The 16,290-nt window shown below is 54.3% G+C and carries 13 protein-coding genes; 5 read left to right on the top strand and 8 right to left on the bottom strand.

Features of this window, described 5'->3' with window-relative positions; genetic code table 11:
• Positions 1–90: 90 nt before the first annotated feature.
• Positions 91–1,500 (bottom strand): glutamate--ammonia ligase, encoded by a 1,410-nt coding sequence (glnA, locus tag ACQE3Y_RS18285; protein ID WP_250651241.1) that lies wholly within the window; start codon positions 1,498–1,500, stop codon positions 91–93.
• Between the two features lie 435 nt (positions 1,501–1,935).
• Between glnA and typA the strand changes: the two genes are divergently transcribed.
• The 5 genes from typA to fabY all read left to right on the top strand — a co-directional run bounded on the left by typA (position 1,936) and on the right by fabY (position 7,064).
• The gene (gene typA, locus ACQE3Y_RS18280; RefSeq protein WP_426974896.1) at positions 1,936–3,759 is read left to right on the top strand and encodes a ribosome-dependent GTPase TypA; all 1,824 of its coding nucleotides are present in this window, start codon (positions 1,936–1,938) and stop codon (positions 3,757–3,759) included.
• 418 nt (positions 3,760–4,177) lie between these two features.
• Positions 4,178–4,774 (top strand): glucose-1-phosphatase, encoded by a 597-nt coding sequence (gene yihX / locus ACQE3Y_RS18275; protein ID WP_426982211.1) that lies wholly within the window; start codon positions 4,178–4,180, stop codon positions 4,772–4,774.
• Between the two features lie 3 nt (positions 4,775–4,777).
• On the top strand, positions 4,778–5,641 hold the full coding sequence (locus ACQE3Y_RS18270; protein WP_250651231.1) for a virulence factor BrkB family protein: 864 nt from the start codon (positions 4,778–4,780) through the stop codon (positions 5,639–5,641).
• Positions 5,638–6,075, top strand: a complete 438-nt coding sequence (gene dtd / locus ACQE3Y_RS18265) for a D-aminoacyl-tRNA deacylase (protein WP_426974899.1) — start codon at positions 5,638–5,640, stop codon at positions 6,073–6,075. Before ACQE3Y_RS18270 ends, dtd begins: the two co-directional genes overlap by 4 nt.
• A 59-nt stretch (positions 6,076–6,134) precedes the next feature.
• Positions 6,135–7,064 carry a fatty acid biosynthesis protein FabY gene (fabY, locus tag ACQE3Y_RS18260; RefSeq protein ID WP_085069251.1) on the top strand — a complete coding sequence of 310 codons (930 nt, stop codon included), beginning with the start codon at positions 6,135–6,137 and terminating at the stop codon, positions 7,062–7,064.
• On the opposite strand, the gene ACQE3Y_RS18255 is transcribed toward fabY, so the two are convergent.
• From ACQE3Y_RS18255 to gmk, 7 genes are all read right to left on the bottom strand, one after another.
• Complete coding sequence (locus ACQE3Y_RS18255) at positions 7,055–8,737, bottom strand: AsmA family protein (RefSeq protein ID WP_426974900.1); 1,683 nt, start codon at positions 8,735–8,737, stop codon at positions 7,055–7,057. The two genes, fabY and ACQE3Y_RS18255, sit on opposite strands and share 10 nt — an antisense overlap.
• A gap of 128 nt (positions 8,738–8,865) precedes the next feature.
• On the bottom strand, positions 8,866–10,251 hold the full coding sequence (locus tag ACQE3Y_RS18250; protein WP_426974901.1) for a nucleobase:cation symporter-2 family protein: 1,386 nt from the start codon (positions 10,249–10,251) through the stop codon (positions 8,866–8,868).
• A 132-nt stretch (positions 10,252–10,383) separates the two neighbouring features.
• Positions 10,384–12,465: an ATP-dependent DNA helicase RecG gene (gene recG, locus ACQE3Y_RS18245; RefSeq protein WP_426982210.1), complete on the bottom strand. Its 2,082-nt coding sequence runs from the start codon at positions 12,463–12,465 to the stop codon at positions 10,384–10,386.
• On the bottom strand, positions 12,462–13,157 hold the full coding sequence (trmH, locus tag ACQE3Y_RS18240; RefSeq protein WP_426982209.1) for a tRNA (guanosine(18)-2'-O)-methyltransferase TrmH: 696 nt from the start codon (positions 13,155–13,157) through the stop codon (positions 12,462–12,464). Before trmH ends, recG begins: the two co-directional genes overlap by 4 nt.
• 3 nt (positions 13,158–13,160) lie before the next feature.
• A complete protein-coding gene (gene spoT / locus ACQE3Y_RS18235) occupies positions 13,161–15,269 on the bottom strand; it encodes a bifunctional GTP diphosphokinase/guanosine-3',5'-bis pyrophosphate 3'-pyrophosphohydrolase (RefSeq protein WP_250651226.1) in 2,109 nt (702 codons plus the stop codon).
• Positions 15,270–15,288: 19 nt separating this feature from the next.
• Positions 15,289–15,564, bottom strand: a complete 276-nt coding sequence (gene rpoZ, locus ACQE3Y_RS18230) for a DNA-directed RNA polymerase subunit omega (protein WP_085069262.1) — start codon at positions 15,562–15,564, stop codon at positions 15,289–15,291.
• 54 nt (positions 15,565–15,618) lie between these two features.
• Positions 15,619–16,242 (bottom strand): guanylate kinase, encoded by a 624-nt coding sequence (gene gmk / locus ACQE3Y_RS18225; protein ID WP_250651225.1) that lies wholly within the window; start codon positions 16,240–16,242, stop codon positions 15,619–15,621.
• Positions 16,243–16,290: the final 48 nt, after the last annotated feature.

Below are 16,290 nucleotides of genomic sequence, written 5' to 3'. Positions count from 1 at the left end.
ACGCGATATTCCGACCGTTGATCAGGTGGAGAAAAAAGCCCATCCGAAGATGGGCTGAAAGTTTCCACGGCAACAAAAAACGCAAACCAATTAAACGCTGTAGTAAAGCTCGAACTCTACCGGATGCGGCGTCATACGCACGCGATCCATTTCAGCCTTACGCAGCTCGATGTAAGCTTCGATAGCATCATCGGTAAACACGCCGCCACGGGTCAGGAACTCGCGGTCTTCGTTCAGCGCGTTCAGCGCTTCTTCCAGCGAACCGGCCACTTTTGGAATTTCAGCTTCTTCTTCCGGCGGCAGGTCATACAGGTTTTTATCCATGGCGTCGCCAGGATGGATCTTGTTGATGATACCGTCCAGGCCTGCCATCAGCAGCGCAGCGAACGCCAGGTACGGGTTAGCCGCTGGATCCGGGAAGCGTGCTTCGATACGGCGTGCTTTCGGGCTGGCGACCACTGGAATACGGATAGATGCTGAGCGGTTACGCGCTGAGTAGGCCAGCATAACCGGCGCTTCGTAACCCGGAACCAGACGCTTATAAGAGTTGGTGGTTGGGTTAGCCAGGGCGTTAATGGCTTTCGCATGTTTGATTACGCCGCCGATATAGAACAGCGCCATTTCAGACAGGCCGCCGTATTTATCGCCTGCGAACAGGTTTGTGCCACCTTTTGACAGGGACATATGGCAGTGCATGCCAGAACCGTTATCGCCAAACATCGGCTTCGGCATAAAGGTCGCGGTTTTGCCGTAGGCGTGCGCCACGTTATGTACGACATATTTGTAGATCTGAATTTCGTCGGCTTTTTTCACCATGGTATTGAAGCGGGTTGCCACTTCGTTCTGGCCTGCGGTGGCCACTTCATGGTGATGCGCTTCAACAACCAGACCCATCTGCTCCATGGTCAGACACATGGCAGAACGGATGTCCTGTGCGGAGTCAACCGGCGGTACCGGGAAATAGCCGCCTTTCAGACCCGGACGGTGACCTTTGTTGCCGCCTTCATATTCTTTGCCGGTGTTCCAGGCCGCTTCGATATCATCGATAGCAACGTGAGAACCGGATGTGCTGCTGCCAAAACGGATATCGTCGAACAGGAAGAACTCAGGCTCAGGGCCAAACAGTACGGTATCGGCGATGCCTGAAGAGCGCAGGAAATCTTCAGCGCGCTTGGCGATTGAACGTGGGTCGCGATCATAGCCCTGCATGGTGCCAGGCTCCAGAATGTCACAACGGATGATCAGCGTGGAGTCTTCGAAGAAAGGATCCAATACTGCTGTGGACGCGTCCGGCATCAGCACCATGTCTGACTCGTTAATACCTTTCCAGCCGCCGATGGAGGAACCATCGAACATTTTGCCTTCTTCGAAGAAGTCTGCGTTAACCTGATGCGCCGGAATGGTCACATGTTGCTCTTTACCTTTGGTATCGGTAAAACGCAGGTCAACAAACTTCACTTCGTGTTCGTTCATCATCGAGAGAACGTGTTCAGCAGACATACTCAACTCTCCTGGTAATTGTCATTGTCGTCGTGGAAAGAGAACTTCACCCCGCCAGGCGCGTAAAGATCAGCGTACAGTAGGCAATAAAGATCTCAGACAAGCTATCAACCGTTGTGGAAACTGTCGTTTTGGCTTGAACTGATTAAAGCGAATTTTGTGCCAACTTTCTTCTTTTGGCTAAAAAGCGCTATTATAAGCGCTCTCGTCAAACGAGGGATGCACCATGATGGATATCGCGCACCATTGTAGTGCAATTGAGTAGAGTTTGGGCACTGTTATGGTGCAGTTGATCAATCAGGTGCATTTTTTGCACTGAAAGTGGTGTTTAAGGCAAGCCTTGCAGCATTCTTTCTTTGATATTTGTGATCCTGTTCAGTCCTTCGATTAATCCGTGTACAATAGCGCGCTATTTCTAATGCCTGAGGCAAAGCTGTGATCGAAAATTTGCGTAACATCGCCATTATTGCGCACGTTGACCATGGGAAAACCACCCTGGTTGATAAACTGTTGCAACAGTCTGGTACTTTTGATGCCCGTACTGAAGCAACTGAGCGTGTAATGGACTCCAACGATTTGGAGAAAGAGCGTGGGATTACCATCCTCGCGAAAAATACCGCCATCAAATGGAACGACTATCGTATCAACATCGTTGATACCCCGGGACACGCCGACTTCGGTGGTGAAGTTGAGCGCGTTATGTCCATGGTTGATTCAGTGCTGCTGGTTGTCGACGCGATGGATGGCCCAATGCCGCAGACGCGTTTCGTGACCAAAAAAGCCTTTGCTCATGGCCTGAAGCCGATTGTGGTTATCAACAAAATCGACCGTCCGGGCGCGCGTCCTGACTGGGTTGTTGATCAGGTGTTTGACCTGTTCGTAAACCTGGATGCTACCGACGAGCAGCTCGATTTCCCGATTATTTATGCTTCAGCGCTGCAGGGTATTGCTGGCCTTGAGCACGGCGATATGGCTGACGACATGACCCCGCTGTATGAGGCGATTGTTAAGCACGTTCCGGCTCCGAATGTTGATTTGGACGGCCCGCTGCAGATGCAGATCTCTCAGCTGGACTATAACAACTACCTGGGCGTTATCGGTATCGGTCGTATCAAGCGTGGCAAGGTGAAACCGAACCAGCAGGTAACCATTATCGACAGCACCGGCAAAACGCGTAACGCGAAAGTCGGCAAAGTGCTGGGTCACCTTGGTCTGGAGCGTATCGACACCGATCTGGCTGAAGCAGGTGACATTATCGCTATCACCGGTCTGGGCGAGCTGAACATCTCTGATACGATCTGCGACACGCAGAACGTAGAAGCGCTGCCGCCGCTGAGCGTGGATGAGCCGACCGTAACCATGTTCTTTAACGTCAACACCTCTCCGTTCTGCGGTAAAGAAGGTAAATACGTTACTTCACGTCAGATCCTGGATCGTCTGAAGAAAGAGCTGGTACATAACGTTGCGCTGCGCGTTGAAGAAACCGAAGATGCGGATGCTTTCCGTGTTTCTGGTCGTGGCGAGCTGCACCTCTCCGTACTGATCGAAAACATGCGTCGTGAAGGCTTTGAGCTGGCGGTATCCCGTCCGAAAGTTATCTTCCGCGAAGTTGACGGTCGTAAGCAGGAACCGTTTGAAAACGTGACGCTGGATATCGAAGAACAGCATCAGGGCGCGGTCATGCAGGCGATGGGCGAACGTAAAGGCGACATGAAAAACATGGATCCGGATGGCAAAGGCCGCGTACGTCTTGACTACGTGATCCCAAGCCGTGGTCTGATCGGTTTCCGTAACGAATTCATGACCATGACCTCCGGTACTGGCCTGCTGTACTCTACCTTCAGCCATTACGACGATGTGCGTCCGGGCGAAGTGGGTCAGCGTCAGAACGGCGTTCTGATCTCTAACGGTCAGGGCAAAGCTGTTGCCTTTGCGCTGTTTGGTCTGCAGGATCGCGGCAAGCTGTTCCTGGGTCACGGTGCGGAAGTTTATGAAGGACAGATTATCGGCATTCACAGCCGTTCTAATGACCTGACTGTAAACTGTCTGACCGGTAAGAAACTGACCAACATGCGTGCATCCGGTACGGACGAAGCGACTACGCTGGTACCGCCGATCAAGATGACGCTGGAGCAGGCGATCGAGTTCATCGATGATGACGAACTGGTTGAAGTAACGCCAACTTCCGTACGTATTCGTAAACGTCACCTGACGGAAAACGATCGTAAACGCGCTTCACGCGGCAGCAAAGACGCTTAAGATCTTGTCTGCTACGCAAAAGCCCTGCCTGTAAAGGCGGGGCTTTTTTTATGCCTGACGATTACGGGTGCCGTAATCCACCTTTGTTCCCGATAAGCAAAACAGGCCACGGGCTGGCTAATGAAGAATGGCTTTTGCCTGCCCACCAGCTTTATCAGTACCATGCGTGATAATGGGAGCTGTATTGCCGGGGCCTGCCTTACAGCATCTGCTGAAATCCAGCCGGGTTGAAATCGTGCCCGTCACGACTTCAGCCAGTGAGGAATTAACCGAAACATAATTCCCCTTTTCGGCCGGTCAGGTGACCCTTTACCCGGTGCGGTTTCCTCACCTTGTGTGAGCATGATGCGCAATGCCGCATAGTCAAAGTGATGCTTTCCCGCTAAAGTTACTCCTCTACGACGGGAAGGAGATGGCTATGCTGTATATCTTTGATTTAGGTAATGTCATTGTAGATATCGACTTTAGCCGGGTATTAGGCGTCTGGAGCGATCTGGGTCGCGTTCCGCTGGCGTTGTTAAAAAGTCGTTTTCAGATGGGCGAAAATTTTGAGCAGCATGAGCGTGGCGAAATAAGCGATGAGCAGTTCGCTGCTAACCTTTGTGCTGAGCTGGATATCGCGCTCAGTTACGAACAGTTTACGGCGGGCTGGCAGGCGGTGTTTGTGGGTCTGCGACCAGAAGTGATTACCCTGATGCAACAACTGCGCAGCCGTGGCGAACGCGTGGTCATCCTCTCTAACACCAACCGACTGCACTGCGATTACTGGCCTTCACAGTATCCGAAAGTGCAGCAGGCTGCTGATAAGCTCTATCTCTCGCAGGATCTGGGAATGCGCAAACCGGAAGCGCGTATTTTCCAGCGGGTGCTGCAAGAAGAGGGCTTTAAGCCTGATGAGGCCGTGTTCTTTGATGATAATCTTGAGAACATTGAGGCGGCGCGCCAGGTGGGTATAACCGCCGTGCATGTTACCGATGCGCAGGTCGTGCCGAACTGGTTTGCCCATCGTGGTTAGCTGATGGCGCAATTTTTTTTACGTCCACGTATCCGCGCTGCGGGTACCTGGCTCAAACTCCTCTGGCATCGTATCGAACACGATGGCATGACTACCGAAGCGGGCAACCTGGCCTTTGTTTCCTTGCTGGCCCTGGTGCCGCTGGTGGCGGTGGTCTTTTCGCTGTTTGCCGCTTTTCCGGTGTTCGCCGAGATCAGCGTACAGCTAAAGCACTTTATTTTTAATAATTTTGTCCCGGCTGCAGGCAATGTGGTGCAGGATTACCTCGATCAGTTTGTCGCCAACGTGAATAAAATGACAGTGGTAGGCGCGGTTGGGCTGATAGTCACTGCGCTGCTGCTGATGCACTCTATCGACAGCGCGCTGAATGCCATCTGGCGCAGCAAGAAAAAGCGCCCGTTGGTTTACTCTTTTGCGGTCTATTGGATGATCCTGACGCTGGGGCCGCTGTTGGCCGGGGCCAGCCTGGCAATTAGCACCTGGCTTTTGTCGTTAAAATGGATGGCCGTGAGCGGGGTAACCGGGCTTATCGATCAGACGCTGCGTCTTTTCCCTCTACTGCTTTCATGGCTGGCCTTCTGGCTGTTATATAGTCTGGTACCAACCACGCGGGTGCCGCAGCGCGACGCCTTAATCGGAGCGCTGGTTGCGGGCTTGCTGTTTGAATTAGGTAAAAAAGCGTTTGCGCTTTACGTCACCATGTTCCCTTCGTATCAGTTGATTTACGGCGTGTTGGCCGTGATCCCGATCCTGTTCCTGTGGGTTTACTGGACGTGGTGTATCGTATTATTAGGGGCGGAGATAACCGTCACGCTGGGCGAGTATCGTCAGCAGCAGCAACAAGAAAAAGGCAGCGAGGAAGCATGATTGCATTAATTCAGCGGGTGCTGAGCGCCAGCGTTACGGTAGCAGATGAAACGGTGGGCAAGATTGGTCCCGGTTTGCTGATATTGCTGGGTGTGGAAAAAGAAGATGATGAGCAAAAAGCGCAACGCCTGTGCGATCGCGTGTTGGGCTATCGTATTTTTAGCGATGAAAATGGCAAAATGAACCTCAATGTCCAGCAGGCGGGCGGGAGCGTTCTGGTGGTTTCGCAGTTTACGCTGGCTGCCGACACACAAAAGGGCATGCGGCCCAGCTTCTCCCGTGGCGCTGAGCCGCAGGAGGCGGAACGCCTCTACCACTATTTCAGCGACTGCTGCCGACAGAAAAATCTACCCGTAGAGAACGGGCGCTTTGCCGCAGATATGCAGGTCGCCTTAGTGAATGATGGACCGGTGACCTTCTGGCTACAGGTATAATGCCGATAGTCATAGCCGTCTGGAACAACCACGCCTACGCCGAATGAGAGAATCCTTTTATGTATCATCTACGAGTGCCGGAAACTGCCGAAGAGCTGGAAATGTATTACCAGTTCCGCTGGGAAATGTTACGTAAGCCGCTGCGTCAGCCGCAGGGTTCCGAGCGGGACGCCTGGGATGCGATGGCGCATCATCAAATGGTGGTGGATGAACAGGGAAAACCTGTCGCTGCGGGGCGTCTTTATATCAATGCGGACAATGAAGCCTCTATTCGCTTTCTGGCTGTACATCCTACCGTACAGGGCAAGGGTTTGGGTACGCTGGTGGCGATGACGCTGGAATCGGTCGCCCGTCAGGAAGGCGTTAAGCGAGTGGTGTGTAGCGCGCGTGAGGATGCGGTCGAATTCTTTGCCAAGCTGGGCTACGTTAATCAGGGCGAGATTACCGCACCGCTCAGCACGCCGGTACGCCACTTTTTAATGATTAAACCCGTGATCACGCTGGATGATATCCTGCATCGCGCTGACTGGTGCGGGCAACTGCAACAGGCCTGGTATGAGCACATTCCGCTCAGTGAAAAAATGGGCGTGCGCATTACGCAATATACCGGTCAAAAATTTATGACCACCATGCCGGAAACCGGCAATCAAAACCCACACCATACGCTTTTTGCAGGCAGTCTTTTTTCCCTGGCCACGCTCACCGGCTGGGGATTGATCTGGCTGCTGCTGCGTGAGCGTCATTTAGGCGGCACGATTATCCTGGCCGATGCCCATATCCGTTACAGCAAGCCTGTCAGCGGCAAGCCCAGTGCTTCTGCCGATCTGGGCTCACTCAGCGGCGACCTTGACCGTCTGGCGCGCGGACGTAAAGCGCGCGTGCAGTTGGAAGTGGAGCTGTTTGGTAACGAGGAGTGCGGGGCGGTCTTTAGCGGTGTCTATATTGTGCTGCCCGCCGATCCCGACGGGCCGCTGGAGCCTCACGGATGAGTGCTGACTTCGCCCTGAGTCATTGACTGTTGCAAGGTTTTGCCGTCTGTGGAAAGCGTTAATGTGCCGTTAGCGCTGCTTTTTAACGGCGTCTTTGCCGCCAGGCGCGCATTCAGCTGCAACTGTAGTGTGGCCTGACCGGTGAGCGGCGGCGCTGGCCAACCCCAGTTTTGTAACACATCCGCCGGTACAGCCCGGCCATTCAGCGTTAACGAAAGATGGCGCGCCGGCGTTTGATCCAGCGTTGCCACACCTTCCAGCATGCCTTTATCCACAAACGCGCTCATCTCCGTTACCGCGATCTGTTCAGCATCGGCATTTAACGCCAGCGAAGGATGTCGAACGTCGGTTCGATTGAATGTGGCTTCCGCCGCATTCAGATTAAGAGAGCCTTGCCAGATACCCCACTGACGATGCTGCGCCAGTAACAGATCGGAACCGTTGGTATCCAGTGCGGTTATCTGAAAGGGATACTGAGGGTTTACATCGATAATCAGATTACGGTTGCCGCTTAGCTTTTTCACCAACACGCTATCAAGCCAGGCTGGCAGAGATGCCATCCAGCGCTCGCGCCAGTTTTCCGGCAGCGTGTATTCCAGCCCGGCCAGCACCACCTCATCCAGCGTAAGCCGCTTGGTCTGACGTTGCCAACTGCCTTGTGCACGGATTAAGCCGTTAACCCAGCGTGAACTAAACCGTGCGTCCGTAATGCCTTGTGGAGAAAAGTCGAGATTCAGAATCGGATCGTTTAACGTCAGCTGACCGTTGATAAAGTTGTCGGCATTCAGCGCCAGCGAGCCGTCATCGCTTTGCCAGTCGCCATTGCTTAACGTGACGCTTTTCAACAGCAAATCGAGATCGGCTACTGCCCAGTCCGGCCCCTGCAGATGGGTATTCGTCACATCCACGCGAGAAAAGTATACCGCAGGCAAGCTACGTAGCGGCTGTAAGAATGCGCTAAGTGATTTGTCTGTTTGCAGGCGAATATCATTCAGGCGCAGCGCAGATACATCCCATTTACCTTGTGCATCACGTTGGGCGCTGCCGGTTACCGAGCCACGTGCCAGGTCGCCGCCGAAATTATTAATCACCAGCACGTTGTCGTTTATTTTTCCCTGTACCAGTGCATTGGTCACCTTCACTCCCTGTAACGTTACGCGTTCTGCACTGGCCTGAAAGCTGGCCTTATCACCCAAAATATTACCCGCGCGCGGCTGCCAGGGGATCACGCCGCCGTTTAACGCTATCGCGTTGAACGCCTGCCGGGGGCTATGGAGTTGCATATTGCGTAGTTGAAGGCGATCGGCCTGTAACGGCAAGGTCATATTTGCTGACATATTGGCGGCGTTCAGCGCGCCATCCTGCAACTCAATGCGCGTAAAGCGTGGCGCTTCGCTAAACAGAGAGAAGGTCAAACCAAGATTAACAGTTTTTGCCACCATCACGGCGGGCTGGCCATCGTGACCAAAACTCACATTACGTAAGGTCAGCAGACCAGGCGCGGAAAAGTTATGCTCTATTTTACTGACGGAGAGATGCCAGGCGGTATCGTCGCTTATGCGTCTGCTGACCCACTCCGCACCCCAACGGGTTTGCAGCAAAAGATAGATTGTTACCAGCGTCAGCAGCAGTAGCAACAGCAGCGAAAGCGTTAACTTTCCGATAAATTTCATTTGCATCCTTCCGTATGAATTTCCGGTATCGCCTGTTATGCCTTAATTACTGGCATAGCTCAACCGCCTGGTTGTAAAGCCGGAATAAATACGTGGCGGAGGGCGAGCCAAAGCCCGCCCCGCCAGGGTTACTTCTCGTGAGGGAAAAACAGGTTCAGCAAGATTGCGGTAATACCGCCGGCGGCGATACCGGAGGAGAGCAGGGTTTTTAACCACTCTGGCGCAAACTGCAGGATCAGCGGCTGCTGCGACACGCCAAGCCCTACTGCCAGCGAGAGCGCCATAATCATAATTGCCCGACGATTTAGCGGCTCGCGCGAGACAATACGCACGCCGGATGCGGCAATGGTGCCGAACATCACAATCGTCGCGCCGCCCAGTACCGGCTCCGGAATATGTTGTACAAAGCCGCTTACCGCAGGAAACAGACCCAGCACGATCAGCATTAACGCCACCACAAAGCCGACGTAACGGCTGGCAACGCCGGTCAGCTGGATAACGCCGTTGTTCTGCCCGAAGCAGGAGTTAGGAAAAGTGTTAAACAGCGCAGAGACAAAAGAGTTAAAACCATTCGCCAGCACGCCGCCTTTCAGACGTTTCATATAAAGCGGTCCGCTAACCGGCTGCTCTGAGACATCAGAGGTGGCGGTAATATCGCCGATGGTTTCCAGCGAGGTCACCATAAATACCAGCATCAGCGGAATCAGCAGGTTCCAGTCAAAGCCCAGGCCATAATAGAGCGGCATCGGCACAGCCACCAGCGCACTGTTGGCTGGTGCGGTGTTTTCCGGCAGCATGTCCAGCGCCCATGCCAGCAAATAGCCCACCGCCATTGCAATCACCAGTGAGGCAACGCGCAGGTAAGGGTTCCGCTGACGATTGAGGATAATGATCACCGCCAGAACCGCGCCTGCCAACAGCAGGTTTTTCGGCGCGCCAAAGGTGTGATCGTTCATCGCGGCAAAGCCGCCGCCAATAGAAGTTAAGCCCACCTGAATCAGCGACAGACCGATAATCATTACCACAATACCGGAAACCAGCGGCGTAATAATCCGGCGCGCCAGATGCAGTACACGGGAAATAATCATTTCAGTGCAGGAGGCGACCATAAGCGTGCCGAATAACGCGGCCATCATCGTGGGGACATCGGCACCGCCATTTTTTAATGCCAGACCGCCCATAATCAGTGGGCTTACAAAATTAAAGCTGGTGCCCTGAATAGAGAGGAGCCCTGAGCCTACCGGCCCCCAGGTTTTAATCTGCAAAATCGACGCCACGCCAGAGGCAAACAGCGACATGCTGATAATGTGCTGCGTATCCTGAGCAGGCAGCCCAAGGGCCTGACAAATCAGCAGCGCAGGAGTAATCACCGCCACGAACATTGCCAACAGATGCTGGCAGGCGGCAAAGAGGGTTTGCGCCAGCGGTGGGCGATCTTCCAGACGATAAATGAGTTCGCTCTTCGGCGTCACGCCGGCGGCGGACGGGGCGATTTCATGAGGATTGGCGGACATGATTAGGGTTCCCTGAGAAACAAAGTGGCGATTGTAATTCACTGCATGTTAAAAGCAATCGTTTGCTCAGCAACCGCATCTATGGCACACCGGTTATTTAAACAGGAGTTGTCCGGGATCAGAAAAGAGAGGTCAGGCGTTAGTGTAGCGATCGGTTTCCGGCAGCCAGCGTTCAATTAACGCCTGCGCCTGTTGCGGATAATGCTGGTGGATATGGCGTGCAATACGCTGTACGTCAGGGATCAGGGCCTGGTCGCGCAGCAGATCGGCCACTTTAAACGCCGCATTGCCGGTTTGCCGTGTGCCCAACAGCTCTCCAGGCCCACGAATTTCCAGATCGCACTGGGCGATAACGAAGCCGTCATTGCTGTCGCGCAGTACCTGCAGGCGCTTTTGCGCCGTTTTGCTCAGTGGGGATTTATAGAGCAGTACACAATGAGAGGCAACCGCACCACGGCCAACGCGACCTCGAAGCTGATGCAACTGAGCAAGGCCCAGACGCTCCGGGTTTTCAATAATCATCAGGCTGGCGTTGGGGACATCCACGCCGACTTCAATGACCGTGGTCGCGACCAGCAGTTGCATCTTGCCCTGTTTGAAAGCCTGCATCACATCCTGCTTTTCCTGCGGCTTCATGCGGCCATGAACCAGGCCTACCTGTAAATCAGGCAGCGCCAGCTTTAACTCTTCCCAGGTGGCTTCCGCTGCCTGCGCTTCCAGCAGGTCAGACTCTTCAATCAGGGTGCATACCCAGTAAGCCTGGCGGCCCTCTGTGTGACAGGCGCTTTTTACCCGTTCAATAATCTCAGCGCGTCGCGAATCAGGGATGGCCACCGTGGTGACCGGCGTGCGTCCCGGAGGAAGTTCATCAATAACCGAGGTATCCAGATCGGCATAGGCGGTCATTGCCAGAGTTCGCGGGATCGGTGTTGCGGTCATAATTAACTGATGAGGATGGAACCCTTGCTCCTCGCCTTTTTCCCACAGCGCGAGCCGCTGGTGGACGCCGAAGCGATGCTGCTCATCGATAATCACCAGCGCCAGACCGTTAAACTGCACCTGCTCCTGAAAAATAGCGTGCGTGCCCACCACCATAGAAACCTGGCCGCTGGCAATCGCTTCCTGCTGCGCCAGCCGCGCTTTGCCTTTTTGTTTGCCCGCCAGCCAGCCTACCTCGATGCCCAGCGGGGCAAACCACTGCCGGAAATTGTTAGCATGCTGTTCAGCCAGTAGCTCGGTCGGTGCCATCAGCGCAACTTGCTTACCATGCGCAATCACATCCAGCGCAGCCAGGGCCGCAACCAGCGTTTTGCCAGAGCCAACATCGCCCTGAACCAGCCGCATCATGGGATAATCGTGGGTAAGATCCTGCTCAATCTCTTTAACCACCCGCTGCTGAGCAGCGGTCGGTTTAAAAGGCAGCGCCGCCAGCAGACGATCGCGCAATGCGTGGCGCGGCGGCATTGCCAGTGCATGATAGCGTTGAGCGCCAGCGCGCACCGCCAGCATACTCAGATTGTGCGCCAGCAGTTCTTCAAGGATTAAACGACGTTGAGCGGGATGGCGACCGCTTTCCAGATCAACCAACTGGATATCTGGCGGTGGTCGATGCAGCGTGCGTAACGCATCAGGCAGGCTAAGCAGACCGCCGCTTAATTCGGCAGGCAGCAGCTCAGCAATCGGGCAGGTATCCAGTAACTGAAGCGCCTGATCGGTCAGGCTACGCAGTGTGGCCTGGCGAATTCCTTCTGTAGTGGGATAAACCGGCGTCAACGTTTCCTGTAGCTCAGTGACGCTGTGCTCGCCCTGAATACGATACTCCGGATGGATCATTTCGGCACCGCGCTGGCCACGTTTGATCTCGCCATAAGCCGTCACGCGCGCGCCGGGTGAAAGTCCATTCTTCATACCTGCGTTGAAATTGAAAAAGCGCAATGTCACTACGCCAGAACCATCGCTAATCTGGCTGACCAGCATCCGGCGGCGACCAAAGGTTACGTCGGTATGCAGCACTTCGCCTTCAACCGTCGCCCAGATCCCCGGCAGCAGGTCATTAATGCGATAGAGTTGTGTGCGATCTTCATAGCGCAGCGGCAGATGCAGCAGCAAATCCTGCACGGTATGCAGCCCGATTTTCGCCAGCTTTCCGGCCTGGCTGGCGCCTACGCCGGAAAGCGCGCTGAGCGGAACGGCATCCAGCAGGCGGCCTTTCATCGTTTCGCCGTTGACTGCATGGCGGCCCACCACCCGGCATCGGCAACCACCTCGCCATTGTCGTCGATCTCGGGGCGGGGCAGCCCTTTTTGTTTCGCCACGCGCGCCAGTACCGGATAACCGCCTTCAAACAACAGGCGCTGCTGTTCTGAATGCGGCAGCGTACTGATATCGCGCTGGTACATGCCAGCGTTTTGCCGCTGGCGCTGTGCCTCATACAGAATCAGCGCGGAGGCGACTGAAACGTTCAGCGACTGCACCATGCCCACCATAGGAATAATGATATCCTGATCGGCCAGTGCCAGCGCTTCCTGCGTGATGCCAGTTTTTTCCTGACCCATTAAAATACAGGTTGGCCGCGTATAGTCGATTTCACGAAAATCGACCGCTTTAGCGGAAAGGTTGGTCGCCAGAATCTGCATATCCTGCTGCTTCAGATGGGTTATCGCATCAGCAATCGTACGGTGGGTTTTCACCTGTACCCAGCTGTTGCTGCCGGCAGCAGAGGAAACCACGGTGCGCATCCGGTTAGCAGGCCAGATGGCGTGAACTTCATGCACGCCCACCGCGTCCGCCGTACGAATGATGGCGGACACGTTATGGGGTTTATGTACCTGCTCCATGCATACGGTAAGATCATGCTGGCGCGCGGCCAGCATCTCGCGTATACGAGCAAAACGTTGAGCATTCATGCGTTAGTTTCGGTTACGGTGAACTTTGATCACGTCCGGCATTACGCGAATTTTGCGCATAATATTTGCCAAATGAACGCGATCGCGTGCCGTCAAACGAATAAAGGCGCTGTAAACGCGGCCGTCACGCTCTTCTGTGTTCAGGCTTTGAATATTCGATTTGGCTGTGTTAATTGCCGCCGTCAGGTTCGCCAGCGCGCCCTGATGGTTAAACATATCAACTTTGATCTCAGCGACGAACTCTTGCTCGGTCACCTTATCCCATTCCACCGCCATAAACTTCTCGGGCTCTTTTTGATAGCCACGAATGTTACGGCACGATTCATGATGAACCACCAATCCCTTACCGGGACTGACATGCGCCACAATCGGGTCGCCAGGAATAGGACGGCAGCACTTGGCAAAGGTAATCAGCACGCCATCAGCGCCTTTAATAGGCAGCTTGCTGCGCGATGTGGAGTTGGTGGAAGCGCCGCCTGCCGTATCCAGCAGATTTTTCGCCACCACAACGCTCATCGCGTTGCCCAGGCCGATTTCCGCCAGCAGGTCGTCCAGCGACGCCAGCTTCATCCGCTCCAGCTCTTGCTCAATGCTTTCCGGCGCAATCTCAGCCAGTTTACGGCTACCGCCCAGCGCATGGTTAAGCAGGCGTCGTCCCAGACTCACTGAGTCTTCGCGCTTGAGGTTTTTCAGCAGTTGACGGATTTTGGCGCGCGCTTTCGAACTGACAACAAAGTTAAGCCAGGCGGCATTGGGACGCGCGCCGGGCGCGGTAATGATTTCCACCGTCTGGCCGCTGGCCAGCGGCTGCGAAAGGGGATAGGGCTGACGATCGACGCGGGCGCCCACGCAGGCATGACCAATATCGGTATGCACCGCATAGGCAAAGTCCACCGGCGTGGCGCCAGCAGGCAGTTCGACAATGCGCCCTTCCGGGGTGAAAACGTAAATCTCATCCGGGAAAAGATCGGATTTAACGCTTTCGATAAATTCAAAGGAGCTGCCGGCGCTTTGCTGCAATTCCAGCAGGCTTTGTAACCAGCGCTGCGCGCGAATCTGGGCTGTGGTGCCGCTCTCGCCTTGCTCTTTGTAAGCCCAGTGCGCCGCCACCCCCATTTCCGCCATCTGATCCATATCTTCCGTACGGATTTGCACCTCAACCGGCACGCCGTGCGGACCAATCATCGAGGTATGCAGCGACTGATAGCCGTTTGCCTTCGGGATGGCGATATAATCTTTCACCCGCCCCGGACGCGGCTTATACAGGCTGTGCATCTGACCCAGCACGCGATAACAGGTATCCACATCGCAGACGATCACGCGAAACGCGTAAATATCCATAATGGAGTGGAAGCGCTGCTCTTTCAGGTGCATTTTGCAGTATATGGAATAGAGATGCTTTTCACGGCCAAAAACGCGACAGGGAACACCGGCTTCCTGCAAACGCCCTTCAATCTCCGCCAGGATTTTCTGGATCATCTCCTTACGGTTACCGCGCGCGGCTTTCACCACTTCTTTTATCACGCGATAACGGTTGGGATAGAGCGCTTCAAAACCCAGCTCTTCCAGCTCGGTTTTCAGATGGTGAATACCCAGGCGGTGCGCCAGCGGACTGTAAATTTCCAGCGTTTCACGTGCGATGCGTCGCCGTTTATCGGGCCGCAGCGAGCCCAGCGTGCGCATATTATGCGTACGGTCGGCCAGCTTGATCAGGATGACGCGAATGTCCTGCACCATCGCCATGATCATTTTGCGGAAGTTCTCCGCCTGCGCCTCTTTTTTATCACGGAACTTCAGCTTATCCAGCTTGGATACGCCTTCAACCAGTTCGGCGACGCTTTTGCCGAACAGCTGTTCCATGTCCTGATAGGTGGCGGGAGTGTCTTCAATCACGTCATGCAGTAGCGCGGCCATGAGCGTTTCATAGTCGAGCTTCATTTCCGCCAGGATACAGGCGACGGCGACGGGATGGGTGATATAAGGCTCACCGCTGGAGCGAGTCTGCCCCTCGTGAGCATCACGTGCGACAAGGTAAGCTTGCTTGAGGCGCTTGATCTGCTCCTCAGGCAAGTATTGTTCAATCAGCTGATTGAGGCTTTCAAAAAGATACAAGGGCGAGCCTTCCGGCTAATTAACGACGACCTTCAGCGATAGCGGTAACAGCCTGCAACTCGGCGGCTTCTTGCTCATGCTGTTCCTGGCGCTCACGAACATCAAGGATCTGATTGGTGATCAGGCCTTCTTCGATTTCACGCAGAGCGATAACGGTCGGTTTATCGTTCTCTTCCGGTACCAGCGGATCTTTACCGCTCACCTGCATCTGACGTGCGCGACGTGCGGCGACCAGAACCAGGTCAAAACGGTTACCAATTTTCTCTACTGCGTCCTGAACGGTTACGCGTGCCATAAGTGTGCTACTCCACAGGTGAAGAAATGACTGGGCATAATACTGAAAGTGACTTCAGTCTGCCAATAGTTTGCTGATTAATGCATCATGCCGGGCTTTTTGACGGCCCATACGCAGACGCTCAGCGCGAATAATGGTTTTGAGATCCGATAGCGCCAGATCAAAATCATCATTAACAATTAAATAGTCGTACTCGGCATAGTGGCTCATTTCGGCTACGGCCTGGGCCATGCGGCGGGCAATAACCTCTTCGCTATCCTGACCGCGACCGCGTAAGCGGCGATCCAGCTCCTCTTTTGAAGGCGGCAAAACAAAAATACTGCGTGCCGAAGGCATTTTTTGCCGAATCTGCTGCGCGCCCTGCCAGTCAATATCCAGGAAGACATCAACGCCGGTTGCCAGCACTTGATCAATGGCCACACGCGAAGTGCCGTAATAATTGCCAAACACTTCAGCATGCTCAAGAAAAGCATCCTGCGCAATCATCGTTTCAAACTCTTGTTTAGAAACGAAATAATAGTGCTCGCCGTGCTGCTCGCCGGGACGCATTCCGCGCGTGGTATGCGAAATGGATACCTGGGTATCGTAGAGCGGCTGCGTTTTCAGCATAGCCTGAATCAGACTGGATTTGCCTGCGCCGCTGGGGGCGGAAATTATATAAAGCGTGCCTTGAGCCATGATAGTTCTTGAAGTGTGTGAAAGAGCGGAGTCTGTTTCCTGCACAGT

This window comes from Pantoea sp. FN0305 (assembly GCF_050113845.1).
Classification (GTDB): domain Bacteria; phylum Pseudomonadota; class Gammaproteobacteria; order Enterobacterales; family Enterobacteriaceae; genus Mixta; species Mixta alhagi.
The sequence above is the reverse complement of the archived record's forward strand: the minus strand, read 5'-3'. Positions and strand labels throughout refer to the sequence as shown.

Coding starts and splice junctions, on each gene's coding strand:
- glnA (WP_250651241.1), bottom strand. CDS start 1,500: ATGTCTGCTGAACACGTTCTCTCGATGATGAACGAACACGAAGTGAAG.
- yihX (WP_426982211.1), top strand. CDS start 4,178: ATGCTGTATATCTTTGATTTAGGTAATGTCATTGTAGATATCGACTTT.
- ACQE3Y_RS18270 (WP_250651231.1), top strand. CDS start 4,778: ATGGCGCAATTTTTTTTACGTCCACGTATCCGCGCTGCGGGTACCTGG.
- dtd (WP_426974899.1), top strand. CDS start 5,638: ATGATTGCATTAATTCAGCGGGTGCTGAGCGCCAGCGTTACGGTAGCA.
- fabY (WP_085069251.1), top strand. CDS start 6,135: ATGTATCATCTACGAGTGCCGGAAACTGCCGAAGAGCTGGAAATGTAT.
- ACQE3Y_RS18255 (WP_426974900.1), bottom strand. CDS start 8,737: ATGAAATTTATCGGAAAGTTAACGCTTTCGCTGCTGTTGCTACTGCTG.
- ACQE3Y_RS18250 (WP_426974901.1), bottom strand. CDS start 10,251: ATGTCCGCCAATCCTCATGAAATCGCCCCGTCCGCCGCCGGCGTGACG.
- recG (WP_426982210.1), bottom strand. CDS start 12,465: ATGAAAGGCCGCCTGCTGGATGCCGTTCCGCTCAGCGCGCTTTCCGGC.
- trmH (WP_426982209.1), bottom strand. CDS start 13,157: ATGAATGCTCAACGTTTTGCTCGTATACGCGAGATGCTGGCCGCGCGC.
- rpoZ (WP_085069262.1), bottom strand. CDS start 15,564: ATGGCACGCGTAACCGTTCAGGACGCAGTAGAGAAAATTGGTAACCGT.
- gmk (WP_250651225.1), bottom strand. CDS start 16,242: ATGGCTCAAGGCACGCTTTATATAATTTCCGCCCCCAGCGGCGCAGGC.